An 18,203-nucleotide genomic window follows, 5' to 3' on the forward strand; every position below is an offset into this window, starting at 1 on the left:
GGCTGGGGTGAGGGGGACGCGCGGACACAGACGCCCCAGAGAGGCAGCCTCCTCCTTAGAGCGCGTCATCCCCCGGCGCTCGTCAGTACACCGCCCCCACCGGGTACACGTAGGCATTCACGTCATAGAACGGCGTGCGCTGGTAGAACCACTGCAGGCGTGCCTGGGCGTCCTTGGCGAAGGCCTTGTCGTCCTTGAGCTTCTGCTCGAACTCGGCTTTCAGCTTCGGGTCCTCGGCGAGCATCTTGCGCGCCATCGGCTCCATCACGTATTCCTCCGGCTCCTCGGCGGACACAAGGGTCGAATTGAAGAAGCCCCAGGACCAGAACGAGTCAGGGCTTTCCGCCGTCAGCAGGTTGACCGCCAGCACGCCCAGCGGCTGGTCGGTGTCGATCACCACCGAGCCCGCCGGGTAGGTCTGCAGGCGCTGGAACGGCTTGCCGACGCCACTGACCAGCAGATGCCCCTCGTAGCCGGGAATCTCGTTGGTGGCAGCGCGATCCGGCTCGAATCCGCCGGCCAGCTTGATGTCGTCCATGCGGTACAGCGTCACCTCGATGGGTGTGGCCTTGTCCAGGGTCTCCATCTGGATGCCGTGGGACTTCAGGCGCGCGATCACCTCGCTCCACTGCACCGGCACCACGTATTGCTTCGGCCGCTTCACCACCAGGTCCGGCACCGAGTTGTCGGTGATCGGCACGTTCAGCTGCTTGGGCTTGTTGCTCCAGACAATGGTCTTCTTGCCGGTGATGGGCGATTCCTCGTAGCGGTAGTCGCCCACGGTGAACGGCGTGCGCTGCGCCTCGCCCGGCTTCCAGGTGAGCGTCACCTGCTGCTGCGCCGCCAGCCGTTCGCGATCCTTGGTGATCGCCTGCTTCAGCGAGTCGGCGTTATCGCCGATCACCTGGAACATCGCCTTGAGCATCACGTAGTTGCCCAGCACCTGGGTTTCGTAGGGGTGCAGCGCGTGCTGCTCGATAAGGATCGAGGGCACGTTGCGGATATCGCCGTACTGGTTGGAGAAACGCGCCAGGTCCGTGCGGTACGGGTAGTAGCCCTGGGTCGGGTCCTGGTTGTCGTTGAAGCTGATGCACTCGTGCACCACATGCCCGTCGCCCTCCAGCGCCTTGTACACCGGGCCGCGCATGACCTTGTCCATCCACTGGCTGGAGGCCGGCGACCAGCCGTTGCCGTTGTGGCAGTACGAGCTGTCGTAGGGATACATGGCGCCATCGGTGGAATGGGTGTCGGCGAAGAAACTCAGGTCGTACTGGTTGAACACCCAGGCGACGTTGCGGATCTCCGCGCTGTCGAGCTTGGTGAAGTCGCGGTTGAGGTTGTAGTTCAGGCCGTTGACCCGCCAGCCGGTGACCTCCGGGCCGTTCTGGTTGATCCGCCCGTAGGGGCTGCGGCGCAGGTCGCCGTCGATGTTCACGGTGGGGATGAAGAGGATGTTGACCTTGTCCAGCACGCCGGCCAGCGGCTTGTCGCCGGTGGTCATGTCGCGCAGCAGCATGAACATGGCGTCCTTGCCGTTGGCCTCGCCCGGGTGGATTTCAGCTTCGACGAAGATCGTCGGCTTGCCGGACTTGTTCAGCCCGGCCGGTGACTTGTCCGCCTCGCGGCTGGCGGTCACCAGCAGCATCGGCTCGCCGGTGGCGCTGTTCTCCGGCAGGTCGCTCAGGGCGATGGTGCCACTGGAGGCATCGGCCAGCTTCTGCAGCCAGGCGCGGGTCTGGTGGTAGTCGGAGGTCTGCTGGAAGCCGGTGGATTCGGCCAGGGTGATCAGCGGGTTGTCGGCCTTGGCGATGTACTTCGTACTGGTGAGCTTCTGCTCGAACATCGCCGGGAGGATGCGCGTCCTGGCGGCGGCGCTGTAGCCGCTGTCATCGATGTACCCCGGCGCCGAAGGCAGGGCGGCATACAGGGGCAGGCTGGAGGTGGCAAAGAGGCCGGCGAGTAGCACTCGGGACGAGAGGTGGTCCATGAAAGATTCTCCTTTTGCAGCAAAATCGTCCTGCGGACGCGTCTGCGCCCGTGCATGAACCATAGACAACCTGCGAAAAACGCCAGCGCGGTTCGTCGTCGCGCCCGTTCGCAGAAGGCGCCGGATGCATTCCACGGCGGAATGACCTTGCGAAGAATGATCGCTTGGTTCGCCCTGGCGGTTGTTCGAAGATCGGCGCAGCCCAGCTCACCTTCCAGGAACTGCATGTCCATGTCCGACCTCCCGGCCCGCAACGGCGGCCAGATCCTCGTCGATGCCCTGCAGCAGCACGCGGTGGACACCGTCTACTGCATCCCCGGCGAAAGCTACCTGCCGGTGCTCGATGCCCTGCACGATGCCGCCGATATCCAGACCATCGTCACCCGCCACGAAGGCGCCGCCTCGAACATGGCCGATGCCTACGGCAAGCTCACCGGCCGCCCCGGCATCTGCTTCGTCACCCGCGGGCCGGGCGCGACCCATGCGGCCAACGGCGTGCACACGGCGATGCAGGACTCGACACCGATGATCCTTTTCATCGGCCAGGTGGAAAGCGCCTTCAAGGGCCGCGAAGCCTTCCAGGAAGTGGACTACCGGCAGATGTTCGGTGGCCTGGCCAAGTGGGCCACCGAGATCGACGACATCCGCCGCATTCCGGAGATCGTCGCCCGCGCCTTCCGCGTCGCCCAGTCCGGGCGCCCTGGGCCGGTGGTGATCGGGCTGCCGGAGGAAGTGCTGTTCGGCTGCGCGCAGGTCGCCGACGTGGCGCCGACGCCGATCACTCGCCCCGCGCCCGCTGCCGCCGCCATGGCCGAGCTGCGCGAGCGCCTGAGCCAGGCGCGGCGCCCGCTGCTGATCGTCGGCGGTACCGGCTGGACGCCGGAGGCCTGCCAGCAGGTGCGCGCCTTCGCCCGCGCCAACCGGCTACCACTGGTGGCCTCGTTCCGTCGCCAGGACCTGATCGACAACCGCGACGAGCAGTATGTCGGCCAGCTCGGTTTCGGCGCCTCGCCCGCGCTCACCGCGCGGGTGCAGGAGGCCGACCTGCTGATCGTGCTCGGCTCGCGCCTGAGCGAAACGCCCACCGCCGGCTACACCCTGATCCAGAGCCCGCGCCCGCTGCAGGACATGATCCACGTCTACGCCGATGCCAGCGAGCTGGGCCGTGTCTACCAGGCTGACCAGAGCATCCAGGCCGGCATGCCGGAGATCGCCGCCGCCCTCGCCGGCCTCGACCCGCTCAGCGAAACGCCCTGGGCCGAATGGACCCCCGCCGCCCGCGCGGACCACCTGAACTACATCACCCCGCCGCACTATGCCGAGCCACCGCGGGGAGTGGACCTCGCGCAGGTGGTCCAGTACCTGAACGAAACCCTGCCGGACGACGCCGTCGTCAGCAACGGCGCCGGCAACTACGCCGTCTGGGTGCACCGCTTCTACCGCTACCGCGCGCCACGCAGCCAGCTGGCCCCCACCAATGGCGCCATGGGCTACGGCTTCCCTGCCGCCATCGCCGCCAAGCTGCGCGACCCGCAGCGCAGCGTGGTGTGCTTCGCCGGCGACGGCTGCTTCATGATGTATCCCCAGGAGCTGGCCACCGCCGTGCAGTATGGCGCGGCGCTGACCGTCATCGTGGTCAACAACGGCATGCTCGGCACCATCCGCATGCACCAGGAGCGCGAATACCCCGGCCGCATCAGCGCGACCGAGCTGCGCAACCCCGACTTCGTCGCCCTCGCCCAGGCCTTTGGTGCCCATGGCGAGCGGGTCGAGCGCAGCGAGGATTTCGCCGCCGCCTTCGAACGCGCCCAGGCCAGCGGCCGGCCGGCGCTGATCGAACTGCGCACCGATCCGCAGCAGATCACCCCGGCCGCGCGGCTGCCCTGACGCGGCCTTGCGCAATACGCAGCGGCTCAGGCTTCGCTAAGCTGCACCGGGTCAAGGCATTGCGCTCGCCGCAGCGGGCACAATGGCGCCGGTAATTCGCTAGGGAAGCGCATGAGTCTGCAACTGATCTGGGTACTCGCCCTGCTCGCCACCGCGGTGGGGCTGTTCGTCATCAACCGTCCGCGCATGGACGTGGTCGCCCTGCTGGTGATGGTCGCCCTGCCCCTGTCGGGCATCCTCAGCGCGGAGGAGGCGCTGGCCGGCTTTGCCGATCCCAACGTCATCCTGATCGCCGCGCTGTTCGTCATCGGCGAGGGCCTGGTGCGTACCGGCGTGGCCTACCGCATCGGCGAATGGCTGACCCGCCGTGCCGGCGCCAGCGAGACGCGCCTGCTGGTGCTGCTGATGCTCGCGGTGGCCGGGCTTGGCTCGGTGATGAGTTCCACCGGCGTGGTCGCCATCTTCATTCCGGTGGTGCTGAGCATCGCCGCGCGCCTGCACGTCTCGCCGCGCCGGCTGATGATGCCGCTGAGCTTCGCCGGGCTGATCAGCGGCATGCTCACCCTGGTCGCCACCGCGCCCAACGTGGTGGTGCACAGCGAACTGGTGCGCGAGGGCGGCCAGGGCTTCGGCTTCTTCAGCTTTACCCCGTTCGGCCTGGTGGTGCTGGTGCTCGGCGTCGGCTACATGCTGGTGGCGCGGCGCTGGCTGGGCGAGGACGACGGCGACGCCGGGCAGAGCGTCAAGCGGCGCACCCTGGGCGACCTGATCCGCGACTACCAGCTCGCCGGCCGCGAGCGCCGCCTGCGCATCCGCCACGATTCGCGGCTGGTGGGCATGAGCCTGAGCGAGGTGGAGCTGCGCGCCCGCGCCGGCACCAACGTGGTGGCCATCGAACGCACCGCGCACTTCCGCATGAAGATCCTCAGCCCCAACGCCAACATCCAGCTGCAGGCCGGGGACGTGCTGCTGGTGGATATCTTCGGCGAGCGCACCGATCTGCTGGGTCTCTACCACGAGTACGGCCTGGAGCCGCTGAGCCTGCAGGGCGACTACTTCACCGAGCGCTCCCATGAGGTCGGCATGGCCGAGGTCACGCTGCCGCCGGAGTCCGCCCTGCTGGGCAAGAGCGTGCTGGACCTGGAGTTCCGCAGCCAGTTCGGCCTCAACGTGGTGGGCCTGCGACGCAACCGCGAAGCCGTGGTGGACGGGCTCCTGGAAGCCAAGCTCAAGGTTGGCGACACCCTGCTGGTGGTCGGGCCCTGGAAGGACATCCGCCAGTTGCAGAGCCGCGGCCGCGACTTCCTCGTGCTCGGCCTGCCGATGGAAGTGGACGAGGCCGCCCCCGCCGCCAGCCAGGCGCCCCACGCGCTGTTCAGCCTGGCGGTGATGGTGATCCTGATGGTCAGCGGCCTGGTGCCCAACGTCATGGCCGCGCTGATCGCCTGCCTGCTGATGGGCGCATTCCGCTGCATCGACATGGACAGCGCCTACCGCGCCATCCACTGGCAGAGCCTGCTGCTGATCGTCGGCATGCTGCCCTTCGCCCTGGCCCTGCAGAAGACCGGCGGCATCACCCTGGCGGTCAACGGCCTGGTCGGCGTCCTCGGCGGCGCCGGGCCCTACGCCATTCTCGCCAGCCTGTTCGCGCTGACGGCGCTGATCGGCCTGTTCATCTCCAACACCGCCACCGCAGTGCTCATGGCGCCGGTGGCCGTGGCCACGGCCAAGGCCCTGGGCGCCTCGCCCGACGCCTTCGCGATGATCGTCGCGCTGGCCGCCTCGGCCGCCTTCATGACGCCCATTTCCTCACCGGTGAACACCCTGGTGCTGGGACCGGGGCGTTATCGCTTCGGCGATTTCGTCAAGGTTGGCGTACCCTTCACGATTCTGGTGATGATCGTCAGCGTTGTGCTGGTACCCTGGCTGCTGCCGCTGTAGCCGCCGAAAAGGAAGCGCCTCGATGGAAGTGAGCAAGACCAAAAGCAGTTTCTACCGCCGTCTCTACGTCGCCTGGCTGATCGACAGCGGCACCGCCACCAGCGTCCCGGCACTGATGGAGGCCACCGGCATGCCCCGGCGCACCGCCCAGGACACCCTGGCCGCACTGGCCGACCTGGACATCGACTGCACCTTCGAGCAGCACGACGGCAAGCGCAACAATGCCGGCCACTACCGCATCCGCGACTGGGGCGCCATCGATCCGCGCTGGATCGCCGCGCACCTGCCAACGATCAAGGACATCCTGCAGTACCCCTGAGCCCATCCCCATGCTTGCCGTGCCGCCCGTCCTCTGGCGCTTTCGCCGACTGATCCTGCTGCTCGCCTTCGCCGCGCTGCTGGTCCTGCTCTACCGCGCCAGCGGCCTGCACGAGGACTTCAGCCTCGACTACCTGCGCACCGAGCTGAGCGACCATCGCCTGCGCGGCCTGCTGCTGTTCATCGGTCTGTTCGCCCTGGGCAACCTGCTGCATTTCCCCGGCCTGCTGTTCCTCGCCGCCGCCGTGCTGGCCATGGGCAAGCTGTGGGGCGGGCTCATCACCTATTGCGCGGCGGTGTTTTCCTGCGGCTTCACCTTCGTCGTCATCCGCGCCGTCGGCGGCAACGGCCTGCGCCTGCTGAACAACAGGCTGACGCGCGCGGTGTTCAGCCACCTCGACCAGCGCCCGGCCAGCAGCGTGTTCCTCCTGCGCCACGCCTTCATCACCTCGCCGACGCTGAATTACAGCCTGGCGCTGTCGGGCATCGGCTTCTGGCCCTACATGCTCGGCACCCTGCTCGGCCTGCCGATTCCGCTGCTGCTCTGCTGCCTGCTGTTCGACCGCCTGAGCAACGTGCTGCTCGGCTGACGCGCCCATCTGTGGGAAAATCCCCCTCCGCTTCCCAGCCCCCGGGCGCTCCCATGTCGAAACCGCCGAAACGCCCCGCCTCCCCCGCGAAACCCGCCCAGGCCCTGCGCGACCCCGCCGCCAAGCGGCCGAACCTGCTGCACCCGCGCAACCGGCACCAGGGTTACTATGACTTTCCGGCGCTGATCGAAGGCTGCCCGGAGCTGGGCCGCTTCGTCATCACCAACCCCTACGGCAAGCCCAGCATCGACTTCGCCAGCCCCGAGGCGGTGCGCGTGTTCAACCGGGCGCTGCTCAAGACGCAGTACGGCATCGCCCAGTGGGACATCCCCGCCGGCTTCCTGTGCCCGCCGATCCCCGGCCGCGCGGACTACGTGCACTACCTCGCCGACCTGCTCGCCGAGGACAACGGCGGCAGCGTGCCGCGCGGGCCGGACGTGCGCGTGCTGGACATCGGCGTCGGCGCCAACTGCATCTACCCGCTGATCGGCCACCGCGACTACGGCTGGCGCTTCCTCGGCTCGGACATTGAACCGGCCGCACTGGCCTCCGCCCACGCCATCGTCAACGGCAACCCGGGCCTGGCCGCGGCCATCGAGTTGCGCCAGCAGCACGAGCCGACGCACATCTTCCGCGGCCTGCTGGGCGCGGACGAGCGCTTCGACGCCACCCTGTGCAACCCGCCCTTCCACGCATCGCCAGAGGAAGCCAGCAGCGGCAGCCGGCGAAAATGGAAGAACCTCGGCAAGCTCGACCCGTCGCGCCAATTGCCCAAGCTGAACTTTGGCGGGCAGAACAACGAGCTGTGGTGCGAGGGCGGCGAGATCGCCTTCCTGCGCAAGCTCGCGGCGGAAAGCGCAGAAGTCGGCCGGCAGGTGCGCTGGTTCAGCTCGCTGGTGTCCAAGGCCGGCAACCTCGACGACTTCCGCCGCGCCCTGAAGAAGGCCGGCGCCGTCAGCATCCGCACCGTGGACATGGCCCAGGGGCAGAAGCAGAGCCGCTTCGTCGCCTGGACCTTCCTCGAGCCGGAGCACCGTCGCGTCCGCCCGCAGGGCGCCTAGCGCGGCACGCGTTATCCGCCGTCAGCCCGCGTTCACGCCTCGGCGACAAGTCCCGGCGCCCTTTCCCGCCCCAGCAGCACGAACACCAACCCGGCGACGACGAGCGTCACGCCCCCCAGCCACTCGAGAACCCGGCTGAACACGGCCACGTAGTCGCTGCGCAGTTGCTCGGGCGGCAGTTGCGGGAACTGCTCGACCACCGCCGCCAGGTTGCCGATGGCCAGTTGGTTGGCGCTCATCAGGCGCTCTGCATTGGCCAGGCCCAGGGGCTCCAGCTGCGCCGCGATCAGGGTTGCCAGCAGGGCGCCGACCACCGCGATGGCCACCGCATCGGCCGATACCCGCACCGTGTTGAAGATGCCCGTCGCCATGCCGGCACGCTCACGCTCGACCACGCTCACCGCCAGGCCATCCATCAGCCCCCACGGCAGGCCGATACCGATGCCGATCACCAGCAGCGGCGCATCGGGCGCGATGCCCTGCGTCAGGTTGCGGGCCAGCCAGAACAGGCCGCCCGCGACGATGACCAGGCCGAGCGCCGAGAGGCTGCCGGCACCCACGTGCTTGGCCAGCATCGCCGCGAGGAAGGGCACCACCAGCAGCGGCGCCGACAGCGCCAGCATGGTCCAGCCGGCCTGCAGCGCGCCCTGGCCCTCGATACCGATGAAGCGCCCCGGCAGCAGCACGATCAGCACCACGTAGGCGAACGCCGGCGACGCGCCGAGCAGTTGCACGCCCACGAAGCGCCATTGGCTGAACAGTGATAGTTCCAGCAAGGGACGCTCGATGCGGCGCTCGACCGCCACGAACACGGCCAGCAACACCGCGCTGAGCGCCAGCGTGCCGGCCACGGCCAGGCTTGCCCAGCCCTGCTCCGGCGCCAGCAGCAGGCCGTAGGTGAACAGACTGAGGGCGGCGGTGAAGCTCAGCGCGCCACGCCAATCCAGGCCGCGCGCATGCGGGTCCCGCGTCTCGCGGCAGAAGCGCACGACCAGCGGCACCGAGGCCAGCGCACAGGCCGCCGGCACCAGGAACACCCAGCGCCAGCCGGGACCGTCGGTAAGCCAGCCGGCCAGCAGCGGGCCGAACGCCAGGCCAACGCCGAACGTGGTGCCCAGCAAGCTGAACACCCGAGTGCGGATAGGCCCGTCGAATTCCTGCGCCAGCGCCGCCATCGCCGCGGCAAAGGCCGCCGAGCCGCCAGCCCCCTGCAGCACCCGCAGCAGGTCGATGAGCGCCACCGAATCGGCCAGAGGGATCGCCAGCGTGGTCAGGCAGAACAGCGCCAGGCCGACCAGCCAGATGCGCTTGCGCCCGTACACGTCCGCCAGGCTGCCGGCCGCCATCATCGCTGCGCCGTAGGCCAGCACGTAGCCGTTGACGATCCAGTTCAGCGCCACTGCCGAGCCGCCCAGTTCATGGGCAATGGCCGGCAGCACCACGGCGGGGCCGGTGAAGCACAGCGGGATCAGCACCGCCGTCAGGCTGGCGGCCAGCAACAGCAGCCAGCGCGAGGTCTCGGGGCTGCTCTCGGGGAAGTCGTGGGAAGGGTTCATGGTGGGTCCGTCATGTGTCGAAGAAGACCCAGCCCACGCTAAACAACCCGCCATTGCGGAAAAACAGGCTAGGATTCCGAACATAACGGACGCCAATGTCCGTAATCGTCTCCCCCTCGCGCGGCACAATAGCTGCCCACCCGCACGGATACCCGCCCATGGACAGCCTCAACGGTCTGCGCGTCTTCCTCCAGGTCGCCGACACCCTGAGCTTTGCCCAGGCTGCGCGTCTGCTCGGGCTCTCCGCCTCGGCGGTGGGCAAGAGCATCGCCCGGCTGGAGGAGCGCCTCGGCGTGCGTCTGTTCCACCGCAGCACCCGCAGCTTGAGCCTCTCCAACGAAGGCCAGCTGTTCCTCGAGCGCTGCCGGCGCATTCTCGACGAACTCGAAGCGGCGGAGCAGGAACTGGCGCTGTCCACCCAGCAGGCTCGCGGGCGCCTGAAGATCAGCATGCCGCTGGTGGCGGGGCTGCTGCCGCAGGTGCTCCCCGAATTCCTCCGCTGCTACCCGCGCATCCAGTTGGACATCGACTTCACCGACCGCCTGGTGGACGTCATCGAAGAGGGGTTCGACCTCGTCGTGCGCGGCGGCGAGTTGCGCGATTCGCGGCTCAAGGCGCGCAAGCTGGGCGACTTCAGCCTGCTGCTGGTGGCCGCGCCGGCCTACCTTCGGCAGTACGGCACACCGCGGCGCCCAGCGGATCTCAGCCAGCACCTGTGCCTGCATTACCGCTACCCGAGCAGCGGCCTGGTGCAGCGCTGGCCGTTGAAACTGGAGGCGGGAGATGCGGAACCCCGCCTGGACGGCGGGCTGATCTGCAACACCGCCGACATGCTGATCAGCGTTGCCAGCCAGGGCATGGGCATTGCCTGCCTGCCCGACTTCGCGGTGCGCAGCGCGCTCAATGAGGGCCGGCTGGTCCAGGTGCTCAGCGAACACACCGCGCACCTGGGCAGCTTCCACGCGTTGTGGCCGGCGGGCCGGCGCATGTCGCTCAAGCTGCGGGTGTTCCTCGACTTCCTCAGCGACCGGCTGTTCGTCACCCGTTGAGGGACGAGCGGGTCAGCGGATGAACTGCTTGCTGATCTCGCGGAAGACCTCCGTCCCCGCGCGTTCCATCCACTCGAAGGCGACCATCTCCCGCGAGACGATCACCGCGCCGGCCTGGCGCAACCTGGCCAACGCCAGCGCCTTGTCCTGCGGGCGGCGCGAGCCGACGGCCTCGTCCACCACGAACACCTCGCGGTCCTCGGCCAACAGGCCCATTACCGTCTGCAGCACGCAGACGTGCGCCTCGGTGCCGCACACCACGAACTGCCGGCGCTCGCCGCCGGGCAGGTGCAACAACCCCGGATCGGCAACGGCGGAAAAGGCGATCTTCTCCCGCACCTCGGCCTCCGCCAGCGCGTCGCGCAGCGCCGGCACGGTCGGACCGAGGCCTTTCGGATACTGCTCCGTGGCCAGCACCGGCACACCCAGCCGACGCGCAATGGCCAGCAGCCAGGCGCTGTGCTCGAGCACCGCCTCGTTGTCATGGATGGCCGGGAACAGGCGCTCCTGGATGTCGATGATCAGCAGGGTCGAGGCCTGGGCGCGCAGCAGCATCGGGATTTCCTCCTTGGTTTGGAAACCGTGTTGTCGTCCCGTGGCGCCATACTGTCAACCGCCACCACACCATCGGCCACTTGGCAGGCGGCGCGCCAGCACGCACCCTATGCGGCGCCAGAGCGACGCGACCATCGACCAGGCACTCGCCACAGCACGGTGCCCCTAACACCGCTACGTGGCTGCGCGCCGCCGCTGGCCGCCCCGCCAGCGACGAACGCCTGGCGCCCGACATCAACAACAGGAAGGACAGCGACAGCCGCTGAGCCTTCCCGAAGACCCAAGGAGCACCCGATGTACCCCATAGGGAAATGGACCTGCGCCGTGCTGCTGGCCGTTGCCGGCAGCGCCGGCGCGGCGGAGCGCACCGCGCAGCCGTGCGCTGACGCCACCTTGCAGACCCTGGCCGGGCTGCTCGGCCAGCAGGGCTGGCAGGCGCCGGAGGCCGCAGCGGAAGGGCCCGTGGTCGCCGCCGCCTGCAAGCCCTGGCCGGACGATCCGCTGTTGCAGGTGGTAGCCGTCGCCTACCGCGCCGCAGGCGATCAGGCCGAGCCGGGCGAGCGCAACCTGAACCTGCTGGTCGGCCAGCTCGACACCCGCAGCGGCAAGCTGGTGACGCGCGTCGACGACAGCATCGGCGAAGACGCCATGGTGGAAATCGACAGCTCCAGCCTCTGGCTGGACACCGCGCGCTATCGCCTGGCGCCCAACGTGCGTGGCTTCGGCCTGGTCATCGGCAGCGTGGCGCGCGGCGCGAGCTGCCCGGACGCCTGGTCCTATGACGACTTCAGCCTCTACGCACCAGAAGGCGACGCGCTCAAGGAAGTGTTCCGCACCTACCTGCGGCAGTGGTCGACGCTGGAAGGCTCGGTCTGCGGCGGCAGCGACAAGCTGGTCATCGAACGCTCGCAGCTCACCCTCGCCATGGGCAAGGAAAGCCACCACGGCTATGCCGACCTGATCGTCAGCGCGAAGGTGCAAAGCGAGCACGAAGGCGACGCCGTCGGCGCGCCGAAGACCGTGAGCACCACCGTCCGCTACGACGGCACGCGCTATCCGTTCGAGGAGTTCTCCACGTTCTGGCAGAGCCAGCCACAGCCATAGCTGCGAGCTTGCTCGCGAGCCGCCTGATTGGGGCCTCTGCGGGACTCCGTTCGCGAGCAAGCTCGCTCCTACGAAAAGCAGCCACGAAAAAGGCCCCTCGCGGGGCCTTTTTCGTGGCCGGTACCGGAATCAGTGCCCGGTACTGTCCCCGCGGCGACTGGTTTCGAAGAGGAACCAGGTGCGCTGCTCGGTCTCGTCGATCCAGTTCTCGATCAGGCTGGCGGTGGCGATGTCGTGGTACTCGTCGCACAGGTCATGCACTTCGCGCATGTAGGAGGTCAGCGCTTTGTTGTCCTCCTGCAGCTCGGCGAGCATGTCCAGCGGCTGGACGAACTCGGCGTCGTTGTCGAGGATGCGCTTGAGCTTGGCGATGTGACCGATGGAGCGAATGCTGTTGCCGCCGATCTTGCGGGTGCGTTCGGCGATGGCGTCGGTCATCGCGAAGATTTCGGTGGCGTGGTCGTCCAGCAGCAGGTGGTAATCGCGGAAGTGCGGGCCGCTGACGTGCCAATGGAAATTCTTGGTCTTCAGGTACAGCGCGAAGACATCCGCCAGCAGGCGGTTGAGCGCAGCCGACAGGTCGCGGGTGGCGTTCTTGCTCAGGTCCGACGGGGTGGCCAGCGCGGGGGCGCGACGCGGAGCGGCTTTTGCGGCGGCCGCCTTGGCTGCGGCTGGCTTGGCAGCAGCCGTCTTGGCGGCGGGTTTGGCGGCCGCGGCTTTGGCGGCGGCAGGTTTTGCGGCAGGTTTGCTGGCCGCTTTCGCAGCCGGCTTCGCGGCGGGCTTGGCCGCTGCGGGTTTCTTCGGAGCCGATGCGGATTGCTTCATCTCAAATCACCTCTACGAAAGATCACGATACCTGTGGGTGCCGACTCGGGCGCGATTGGCTGAGTGACGCGGTCTTGAGCCTATCTCGCCTGGCGTCGATTGCAAGTTGACAGCACTGCCGCACTCGCGTTCCGCCTGATGTGGATCAATCGTGGAGCGGCTTCCTGAAGTACACGACGCGCTCGGTCTCGACGAAGCCCAACGCCCGGTGCAAGGCATGGCTGGCGGAGTTGTCGAGCGCCGCATCGGAGGCGAAATCCACGCAGCCACGGGCAATGCCCCAGGCCTGCACCGCGCGCACCAGGGCCCGCGCCACGCCCTGCCGGCGGGCCTCCTCGCGGACGAAGATGCCTTCGAGAAACAGCACCGGCGAGCCATCGGTACCGTTCACGTAATCGCTGCGCACCGAGGCCTCCGCCAGCCCGAGCGCCCTGCCCTGTTCATCGCGCAGCAACCACGCGCCATAGCGATGCGGCTGCGCGAGAATGTCACGCGCCTCTTCGTGGAAGGCATCCGCGTGATCGCCCGGCCAGAGTTGCAGACGCAGTTCGACCCAGTCGGCCAGATCGTGCTCATCGCAGTGACGCGCCGGCCGGTTCATCACGCTTTCTCCGGCTCGAAACGGAACTGCACATCGAGCTGGCTGTAGCCCATGCCGACGCCCTTGTGCACCTTGAGCTGCACCGGGATGCGCTCCTTCAGTGCCTCGACGTGGCTGATGACGCCGATGGTCTTGCCGGTGGCGTTGAGGCTGTCGAGCGCATCGAGCGCGACCTCCAGCGTCTCTCCGTCGAGGGTGCCGAAGCCTTCGTCGAGGAACAGCGAATCGATGCTGGTCTTGTGGCTGACCAGGTCGGACAACGCCAGCGCCAGCGCCAGGCTGACCAGGAAGCTTTCGCCGCCGGACAGCGTCTTGCAGTCGCGCGTCGTGTCGCCCTGCCAGGTATCCAGCACCTCCAGTTCCAGCTCGCCGTCGCTTCGCCGCGCCAACTGGTAGCGCCCATGCAGGCGCTGCAACTGGCGGTTGGCCAGATGCACGAGATGATCGAGGGTCAGGCCCTGGGCAAAGCGCCGGTAGCGCGCGCCGTCGGAGGCGCCGATCAGGCTGTTCAGGCGCTGCCACAGGTCGTGCTCCTGCTCCTGCCGGGCGATGTCGGCGAACAGGCTCTGCTGGCTGGCGCGGCGGTTGTCGTCGCCCTGCAACTGGGCGCGAATCTCGCCCTGGCGCTGGCCGAGTTCCCGCAGTTGCGTGGCGAGTGCCTGCAACTGCCGGTCGAGTTCCTCCAACGGCAATTCGCCGTGGGGTTCGCCCTGCACACGCTCGACGTCCCGGATCGCGGCGTCGCGCAGGGTCACCGCCTCGGTGATCGCGGTTTCCAGGCGCTGGCGCAGCTGGGTCAGTTCGCTGCGCTGGACATCGTCCAGCAGCGCGGCAAGGTAGGCGGATTCGTCGGCGAAAGGGCTGGCCGCCAGCGCGTGCTGCCAGCTCGCCAGGCGCTCCGCGAGGCGCGCCTGTTCCTGCTCCACGCGCTCCACCAGCGACTGCTCGCGCCCCTGCAAGGCATCGGCCTGTCGCTGGGCCGCCGCCAGGTGTTCCTCCGCCTGGAGCAGCGCCTGTGGCGCAGCCGGATGATTCGCCAGCGGCTGGCGCGGCTCGAAGCCGGCGGCTCGCCAACGCTGCTGCCACTGCTCGGCCACCTGTTGCGCCGCACGGGCAGCCTGTTCGGCATCGCGCTCGGCGGCGGCGAGTTCCTGACCGCGCTGCTGGTCCTGCTGCCACTGCTGCCACTGCGCCGTTCGCTCGGCCAGCCATTGCTCGCCGTCGTCGGGCACGGCATAGCCCAGCTCGCCCAGCGCGGCGGCCAGGGCCTGTTCCTGTTGTTGCAGCTCGGCGCGCTGGGTCGCGAGCTGCTGGGCGCGTTCTTCCTGGCGCTGGCGTTCGTGGGTCTGCTGCTGGTCGAACAGCGCCAGCCGCTGCGCCGCCTCGGCGTGATCGCGCTCGGCGCGCTGGCGCTGCTGCTGCGCCTGCTGGAGCTGGGCGCGGTGTTCGTCGAGCGCACTCAGTTGCTGTTGCAAGGCGGCCAGCGCGGCCTCGTGGCGCGCGCGTTCGGCGCCGAGTTGCAGGTCGTCGTCGAGGGCGACGCCCTGGGCATCGCACTGCTGCTGCCACGCCTGCTGATGCTGCGCCAATGCGGCCTGGGCGTCGTCCAGCTGACGCTGCCCCTGCTGCAGTTGCGCGTCCAGTTCCGCCAGCTCGCCGCGCAGGGCGATGCCCTGGCTTTCCAGCTCGGCCAGTTGCTGGCGCGCCTGCTCCAGCGCCTGCTGGGTGGCGGACATATCCAGCGCCTGGTAAGCCGCGATAGCCGGGTGCTCCGGCGAGCCGCACAGCGGGCAGGCCTCACCCGGCTGCAACTGCGCGCGCAGGTGTTCGAGCTGGTGAATGCGCTGTTCCTGCTGGAGGAGTTTTTCCTTGTCGGCGACCTGTTGCTTGGTCGCCTGGTAGCGCTCGCGCAGCGCGACGATGGCCGTGTCGCGCGCGGCCTTGCGCTGGCGCAGCGCGTCCAGTTCCGGCTGCCAGCGCGCCAGTTGCGCGGCGGCCTGGGCGCGGGCCTGGGCCAGTTGTTCCAGGCGATCCAGCCCGCGGCTCTGCTGTTGGGCCTGCTGCAGACGCTCGCGCAATTCCCCCTCGGTGGCGCCGCCCAGCAAGCCATCGAGCAACTGCTGATGCTGGCGCTCCTGCGCGGCGGCCGTATCGAGCTGCTGCTGCAAGAAGACGACATTGCCCTGCAGGCTCTGCCGCTGGCCCGTCGCGGCCTGCAAGGCCTGGTCGGCTGCCTGGGCCTGCCGCAGCAGATCGGCGATGGCCTGGGCCAGCCGTGCACGCTGGGCGAACTGCGCGCGCCAGCCGCCGAGCAGTTCGCCCAGCTTCGCGTGCTGCGGATGCTCGGCCAGCCGCGCCTGTAGCGCCTGGCGTTGCTGGCTGAGCGCCTGGTAATCGCCCTCACGCGCGGCGTGTATCTGCTGCGCGTAGTGGCTGGCCTCCCAGAGCGCCTGGGCGATCGCTTCGCGGCAGGACAGCTGCTGCGTGCGATTGTCCTGCAGCGCACTGCGGCCCTGCTCGACGCTCTCGTCAGTGCTGCGCCAGGCCTGGTGCAGCGGCTGGAGGCGGGTAGCGGGCTCGCTGTCGGCGAGGCGTTGCAAGTCGGCCTGAGCCTGCTGGAGAGCCTCGCGCGCGGCGGTCTCCTTCACGCCAGCCTGTTCGAGTTGCTGCTGCGCGCGGCCCAGGTCCTCGCGCCAGCGGCGCTGGGCCTGGATGGCCGCGTGCTGTGCCTGCACGGCGGTTTCCTGCGCGGCGGCATCGCGGCCCTGCTGTTCCAGATCGCCGCGCTGCTCGGCGCTGAGCAGCTCGAAGCCTTCGGCGCGGGCGCGCAGTTGGTCCAGCGCGCCCCGTACTTCACGGGTGCGCTCGAACACGCGCTGGGAAATCAACCCGTAGATTTCCGTGCCGGTGAGCTCTTCCAGCAGCTCTGCGCGCTGGTTGGCGTTGGCTTCGAGGAACGCGGCAAAGCCGCCCTGGGCCAGCAGCATGGACTTGGTGAAGCGCTCGAAGTCCAGGCCGGTGAGCGTCTCGGTCTGCTTGAGCTTGTCGTTGATCTTGTCGGTGAGGATCTGCCCCTCGCCGCTGTCGCGGTCGATTCGCACCAGCTCCACCTTCGGCGCCTGCAACGCGCCTTCGGCCTTGTCGCGGGCGCGGCGCTGGCTCCAGAAGGCACGGTACGGCTGGCCCTTCACCTCGAACTCCACCTCGGCGAGGCAGTCGGCGGTGTGCCGGGTCATCAGTTCGTTGCCGCTCTGCGACAGCACGCTCATGCGCGGTGTGCGGTGGTACAGCGCCAGGCAGATGGCGTCGAGCAAGGTGGTCTTGCCCGCCCCGGTCGGCCCGGTGATGGCGAACAGGCCGTTGCCGGCGAAGGGCTCGGCGGTGAAGTCGATCTTCCATTCGCCCTTGAGCGAGTTGAGGTTCTTCAGGCGCAGGCTGAGGATTCTCACGGGCGCTCCTCCTGCAGCTCGGCGACGACCTGGCGGTACAGGCCGGTCAGGCGTTCGCGCAGCGGCGCGTCCAGGTCCTCGGCGTCCAGGCGCTGGCGGAACACGTCCTCGGGGCTGAGTTCGTCGAGGGTTTCCCTGGCTTCGCTGAACAGCGCCGCCTGCGCGGTGCCGCGCTCGCGGCGGGTGCGCAGGACGATCACCGGCAATTCCTCGCAGAGTTTCTCGACGCGCAACTGGATGTCGGTCAGGTAGTCGTCGGTGTGCACCATGACTTCCAGCCACACCGGCTGCTCTGCGCTCCCCTCGCGGGCGACGCGGGCCAGCTCGGCGGGCAGTTCGGCGAGGCTGCCGGACACCGATTTCAGGGGCTGGAAGCGCGGCACCGGCAGCGCGGTGACGCTGCGCAAGCCGCTGTCATCCAGGTCCACCAGCAGCACTTCCTTGCCCTGGGTCGCCTCGTCGAAGCTCAGCGCAATCGGCGAGCCGCTGTAGCGGATGTGCTCCAGGCCGCCGACCTTCTGCGGCCGGTGGATGTGGCCGAGGGCGATGTAGTCGGCCGCCGGGAAGGCGCTGGTGGGGAAGGCCTCCAGCGTGCCGACGTAGATTTCCCGCACTGACTCGCTGGCGCTGGCGCCGACGGTGGTGAGGTGGCCGGTGGCGATGATCGGCAGGTGCCGGCCGAGGGCTTCGCGCTGCGCCTGGGCGCGCTCGAACAATGCGCGGTAATGCGCCTGGATCGCCTGCTGCAGCGCCAGTTGCTTGTCCTGCGCGCTCTGCCCGGCCTGGCTGGTGAGCACGTCGCGCGGACGGATGAAGGGGATCGCGCAGAGGATGGCGCCGGGCTGGCCGCCACGCTCGGGCAGCACCAGCAACTGGCGGTCGAGGTCGGTGCCGACGGCGGCGATCACCTGGGTGTCGAGGCAGGCGAGCAGATCGCGGGACTCCTCCAGCATCGCCACCGAGTCGTGGTTGCCACCCAGCACCACCAGGCGCGCGCCGGTGTCGCGCAATGCCACGATGAAGCGGTTGTACTGCTCGCGGGCGTAGCTGGGCGGCGCGCCGGTGTCGAACACATCGCCAGCGACGATCACGGCATCCACCGCCTGCTCGCGCACCTGTTCGATCAGCCAGGCACAGAACGCCTGGTGCTCGGCCTCGCGGCTCTTGCCCATGAAGTGCTGGCCGAGGTGCCAGTCGGAGGTGTGGAGAATGCGCATGCCGTGAAATCCGCCGCCGTGTTGCGAGGCTTGCGATGATAACGGTTTGCGCCCTGCCGATGG

General features: G+C 68.7%; 14 protein-coding genes. 7 read left to right on the forward strand and 7 right to left on the reverse strand.

Features of this window, described 5'->3' with window-relative positions; translation table 11 throughout:
- Window positions 1-82: 82 nt before the first annotated feature.
- Window positions 83-1,987 (reverse strand): M14 family metallopeptidase, encoded by a 1,905-nt coding sequence (locus tag N0B71_RS02285; protein ID WP_259756998.1) that lies wholly within the window; start codon window positions 1,985-1,987, stop codon window positions 83-85.
- A 231-nt stretch (window positions 1,988-2,218) separates the two neighbouring features.
- On the opposite strand from N0B71_RS02285, the gene N0B71_RS02290 reads away from it, so the two are divergent.
- The 5 genes from N0B71_RS02290 (at window position 2,219) to rlmF (ending at window position 7,784) form a co-directional block, all read left to right on the forward strand.
- Window positions 2,219-3,874 carry a thiamine pyrophosphate-binding protein gene (locus N0B71_RS02290; protein ID WP_259756999.1) on the forward strand — a complete coding sequence of 552 codons (1,656 nt, stop codon included), beginning with the start codon at window positions 2,219-2,221 and terminating at the stop codon, window positions 3,872-3,874.
- Window positions 3,875-3,985: 111 nt separating this feature from the next.
- Window positions 3,986-5,815: an SLC13 family permease gene (locus tag N0B71_RS02295; RefSeq protein WP_259757000.1), complete on the forward strand. Its 1,830-nt coding sequence runs from the start codon at window positions 3,986-3,988 to the stop codon at window positions 5,813-5,815.
- Window positions 5,816-5,837: 22 nt separating this feature from the next.
- Window positions 5,838-6,134 carry a winged helix-turn-helix domain-containing protein gene (locus N0B71_RS02300; protein ID WP_259757001.1) on the forward strand — a complete coding sequence of 99 codons (297 nt, stop codon included), beginning with the start codon at window positions 5,838-5,840 and terminating at the stop codon, window positions 6,132-6,134.
- Between the two features lie 10 nt (window positions 6,135-6,144).
- Window positions 6,145-6,723: a VTT domain-containing protein gene (locus N0B71_RS02305; RefSeq protein WP_259757002.1), complete on the forward strand. Its 579-nt coding sequence runs from the start codon at window positions 6,145-6,147 to the stop codon at window positions 6,721-6,723.
- Window positions 6,724-6,776: 53 nt separating this feature from the next.
- A complete protein-coding gene (gene rlmF, locus N0B71_RS02310; protein ID WP_259757003.1) occupies window positions 6,777-7,784 on the forward strand; it encodes a 23S rRNA (adenine(1618)-N(6))-methyltransferase RlmF in 1,008 nt (335 codons plus the stop codon).
- Between the two features lie 32 nt (window positions 7,785-7,816).
- Here the strand turns inward: rlmF and N0B71_RS02315 are convergent, their stop codons facing one another.
- Window positions 7,817-9,340 (reverse strand): MFS transporter, encoded by a 1,524-nt coding sequence (locus N0B71_RS02315; RefSeq protein ID WP_259757006.1) that lies wholly within the window; start codon window positions 9,338-9,340, stop codon window positions 7,817-7,819.
- Window positions 9,341-9,498: 158 nt separating this feature from the next.
- Here N0B71_RS02315 and N0B71_RS02320 point away from each other — a divergent pair, with 158 nt between their 5' ends.
- Window positions 9,499-10,389, forward strand: coding sequence for a LysR family transcriptional regulator (locus N0B71_RS02320; protein ID WP_259757007.1), 891 nt, complete (start codon window positions 9,499-9,501; stop codon window positions 10,387-10,389).
- A gap of 12 nt (window positions 10,390-10,401) precedes the next feature.
- Here the strand turns inward: N0B71_RS02320 and N0B71_RS02325 are convergent, their stop codons facing one another.
- Window positions 10,402-10,944: a hydrolase gene (locus N0B71_RS02325; protein ID WP_259757009.1), complete on the reverse strand. Its 543-nt coding sequence runs from the start codon at window positions 10,942-10,944 to the stop codon at window positions 10,402-10,404.
- A gap of 294 nt (window positions 10,945-11,238) precedes the next feature.
- Between N0B71_RS02325 and N0B71_RS02330 the strand changes: the two genes are divergently transcribed.
- On the forward strand, window positions 11,239-12,048 hold the full coding sequence (locus N0B71_RS02330; protein ID WP_259757010.1) for a hypothetical protein: 810 nt from the start codon (window positions 11,239-11,241) through the stop codon (window positions 12,046-12,048).
- A gap of 129 nt (window positions 12,049-12,177) precedes the next feature.
- Here N0B71_RS02330 and N0B71_RS02335 read toward each other — a convergent pair whose 3' ends face one another.
- The 4 genes from N0B71_RS02335 to sbcD all read right to left on the reverse strand — a co-directional run bounded on the left by N0B71_RS02335 (window position 12,178) and on the right by sbcD (window position 18,140).
- On the reverse strand, window positions 12,178-12,873 hold the full coding sequence (locus N0B71_RS02335) for a Dps family protein (protein ID WP_442964645.1): 696 nt from the start codon (window positions 12,871-12,873) through the stop codon (window positions 12,178-12,180).
- A gap of 145 nt (window positions 12,874-13,018) precedes the next feature.
- Window positions 13,019-13,474, reverse strand: coding sequence for an aminoglycoside 6'-N-acetyltransferase (aac(6'), locus tag N0B71_RS02340; RefSeq protein WP_259757012.1), 456 nt, complete (start codon window positions 13,472-13,474; stop codon window positions 13,019-13,021).
- The gene (locus tag N0B71_RS02345) at window positions 13,474-16,923 is read right to left on the reverse strand and encodes an SbcC/MukB-like Walker B domain-containing protein (RefSeq protein ID WP_259757014.1); all 3,450 of its coding nucleotides are present in this window, start codon (window positions 16,921-16,923) and stop codon (window positions 13,474-13,476) included. Before N0B71_RS02345 ends, aac(6') begins: the two co-directional genes overlap by 1 nt.
- Window positions 16,920-18,140, reverse strand: a complete 1,221-nt coding sequence (sbcD, locus tag N0B71_RS02350; RefSeq protein WP_259757017.1) for an exonuclease subunit SbcD — start codon at window positions 18,138-18,140, stop codon at window positions 16,920-16,922. The genes N0B71_RS02345 and sbcD overlap by 4 nt, the downstream gene beginning before the upstream one ends.
- Between the last annotated feature and the right edge of the window lie 63 nt (window positions 18,141-18,203).

It is taken from the genome of Pseudomonas sp. GCEP-101 (assembly GCF_025133575.1).
GTDB lineage: Bacteria > Pseudomonadota > Gammaproteobacteria > Pseudomonadales > Pseudomonadaceae > Pseudomonas > Pseudomonas nitroreducens_B.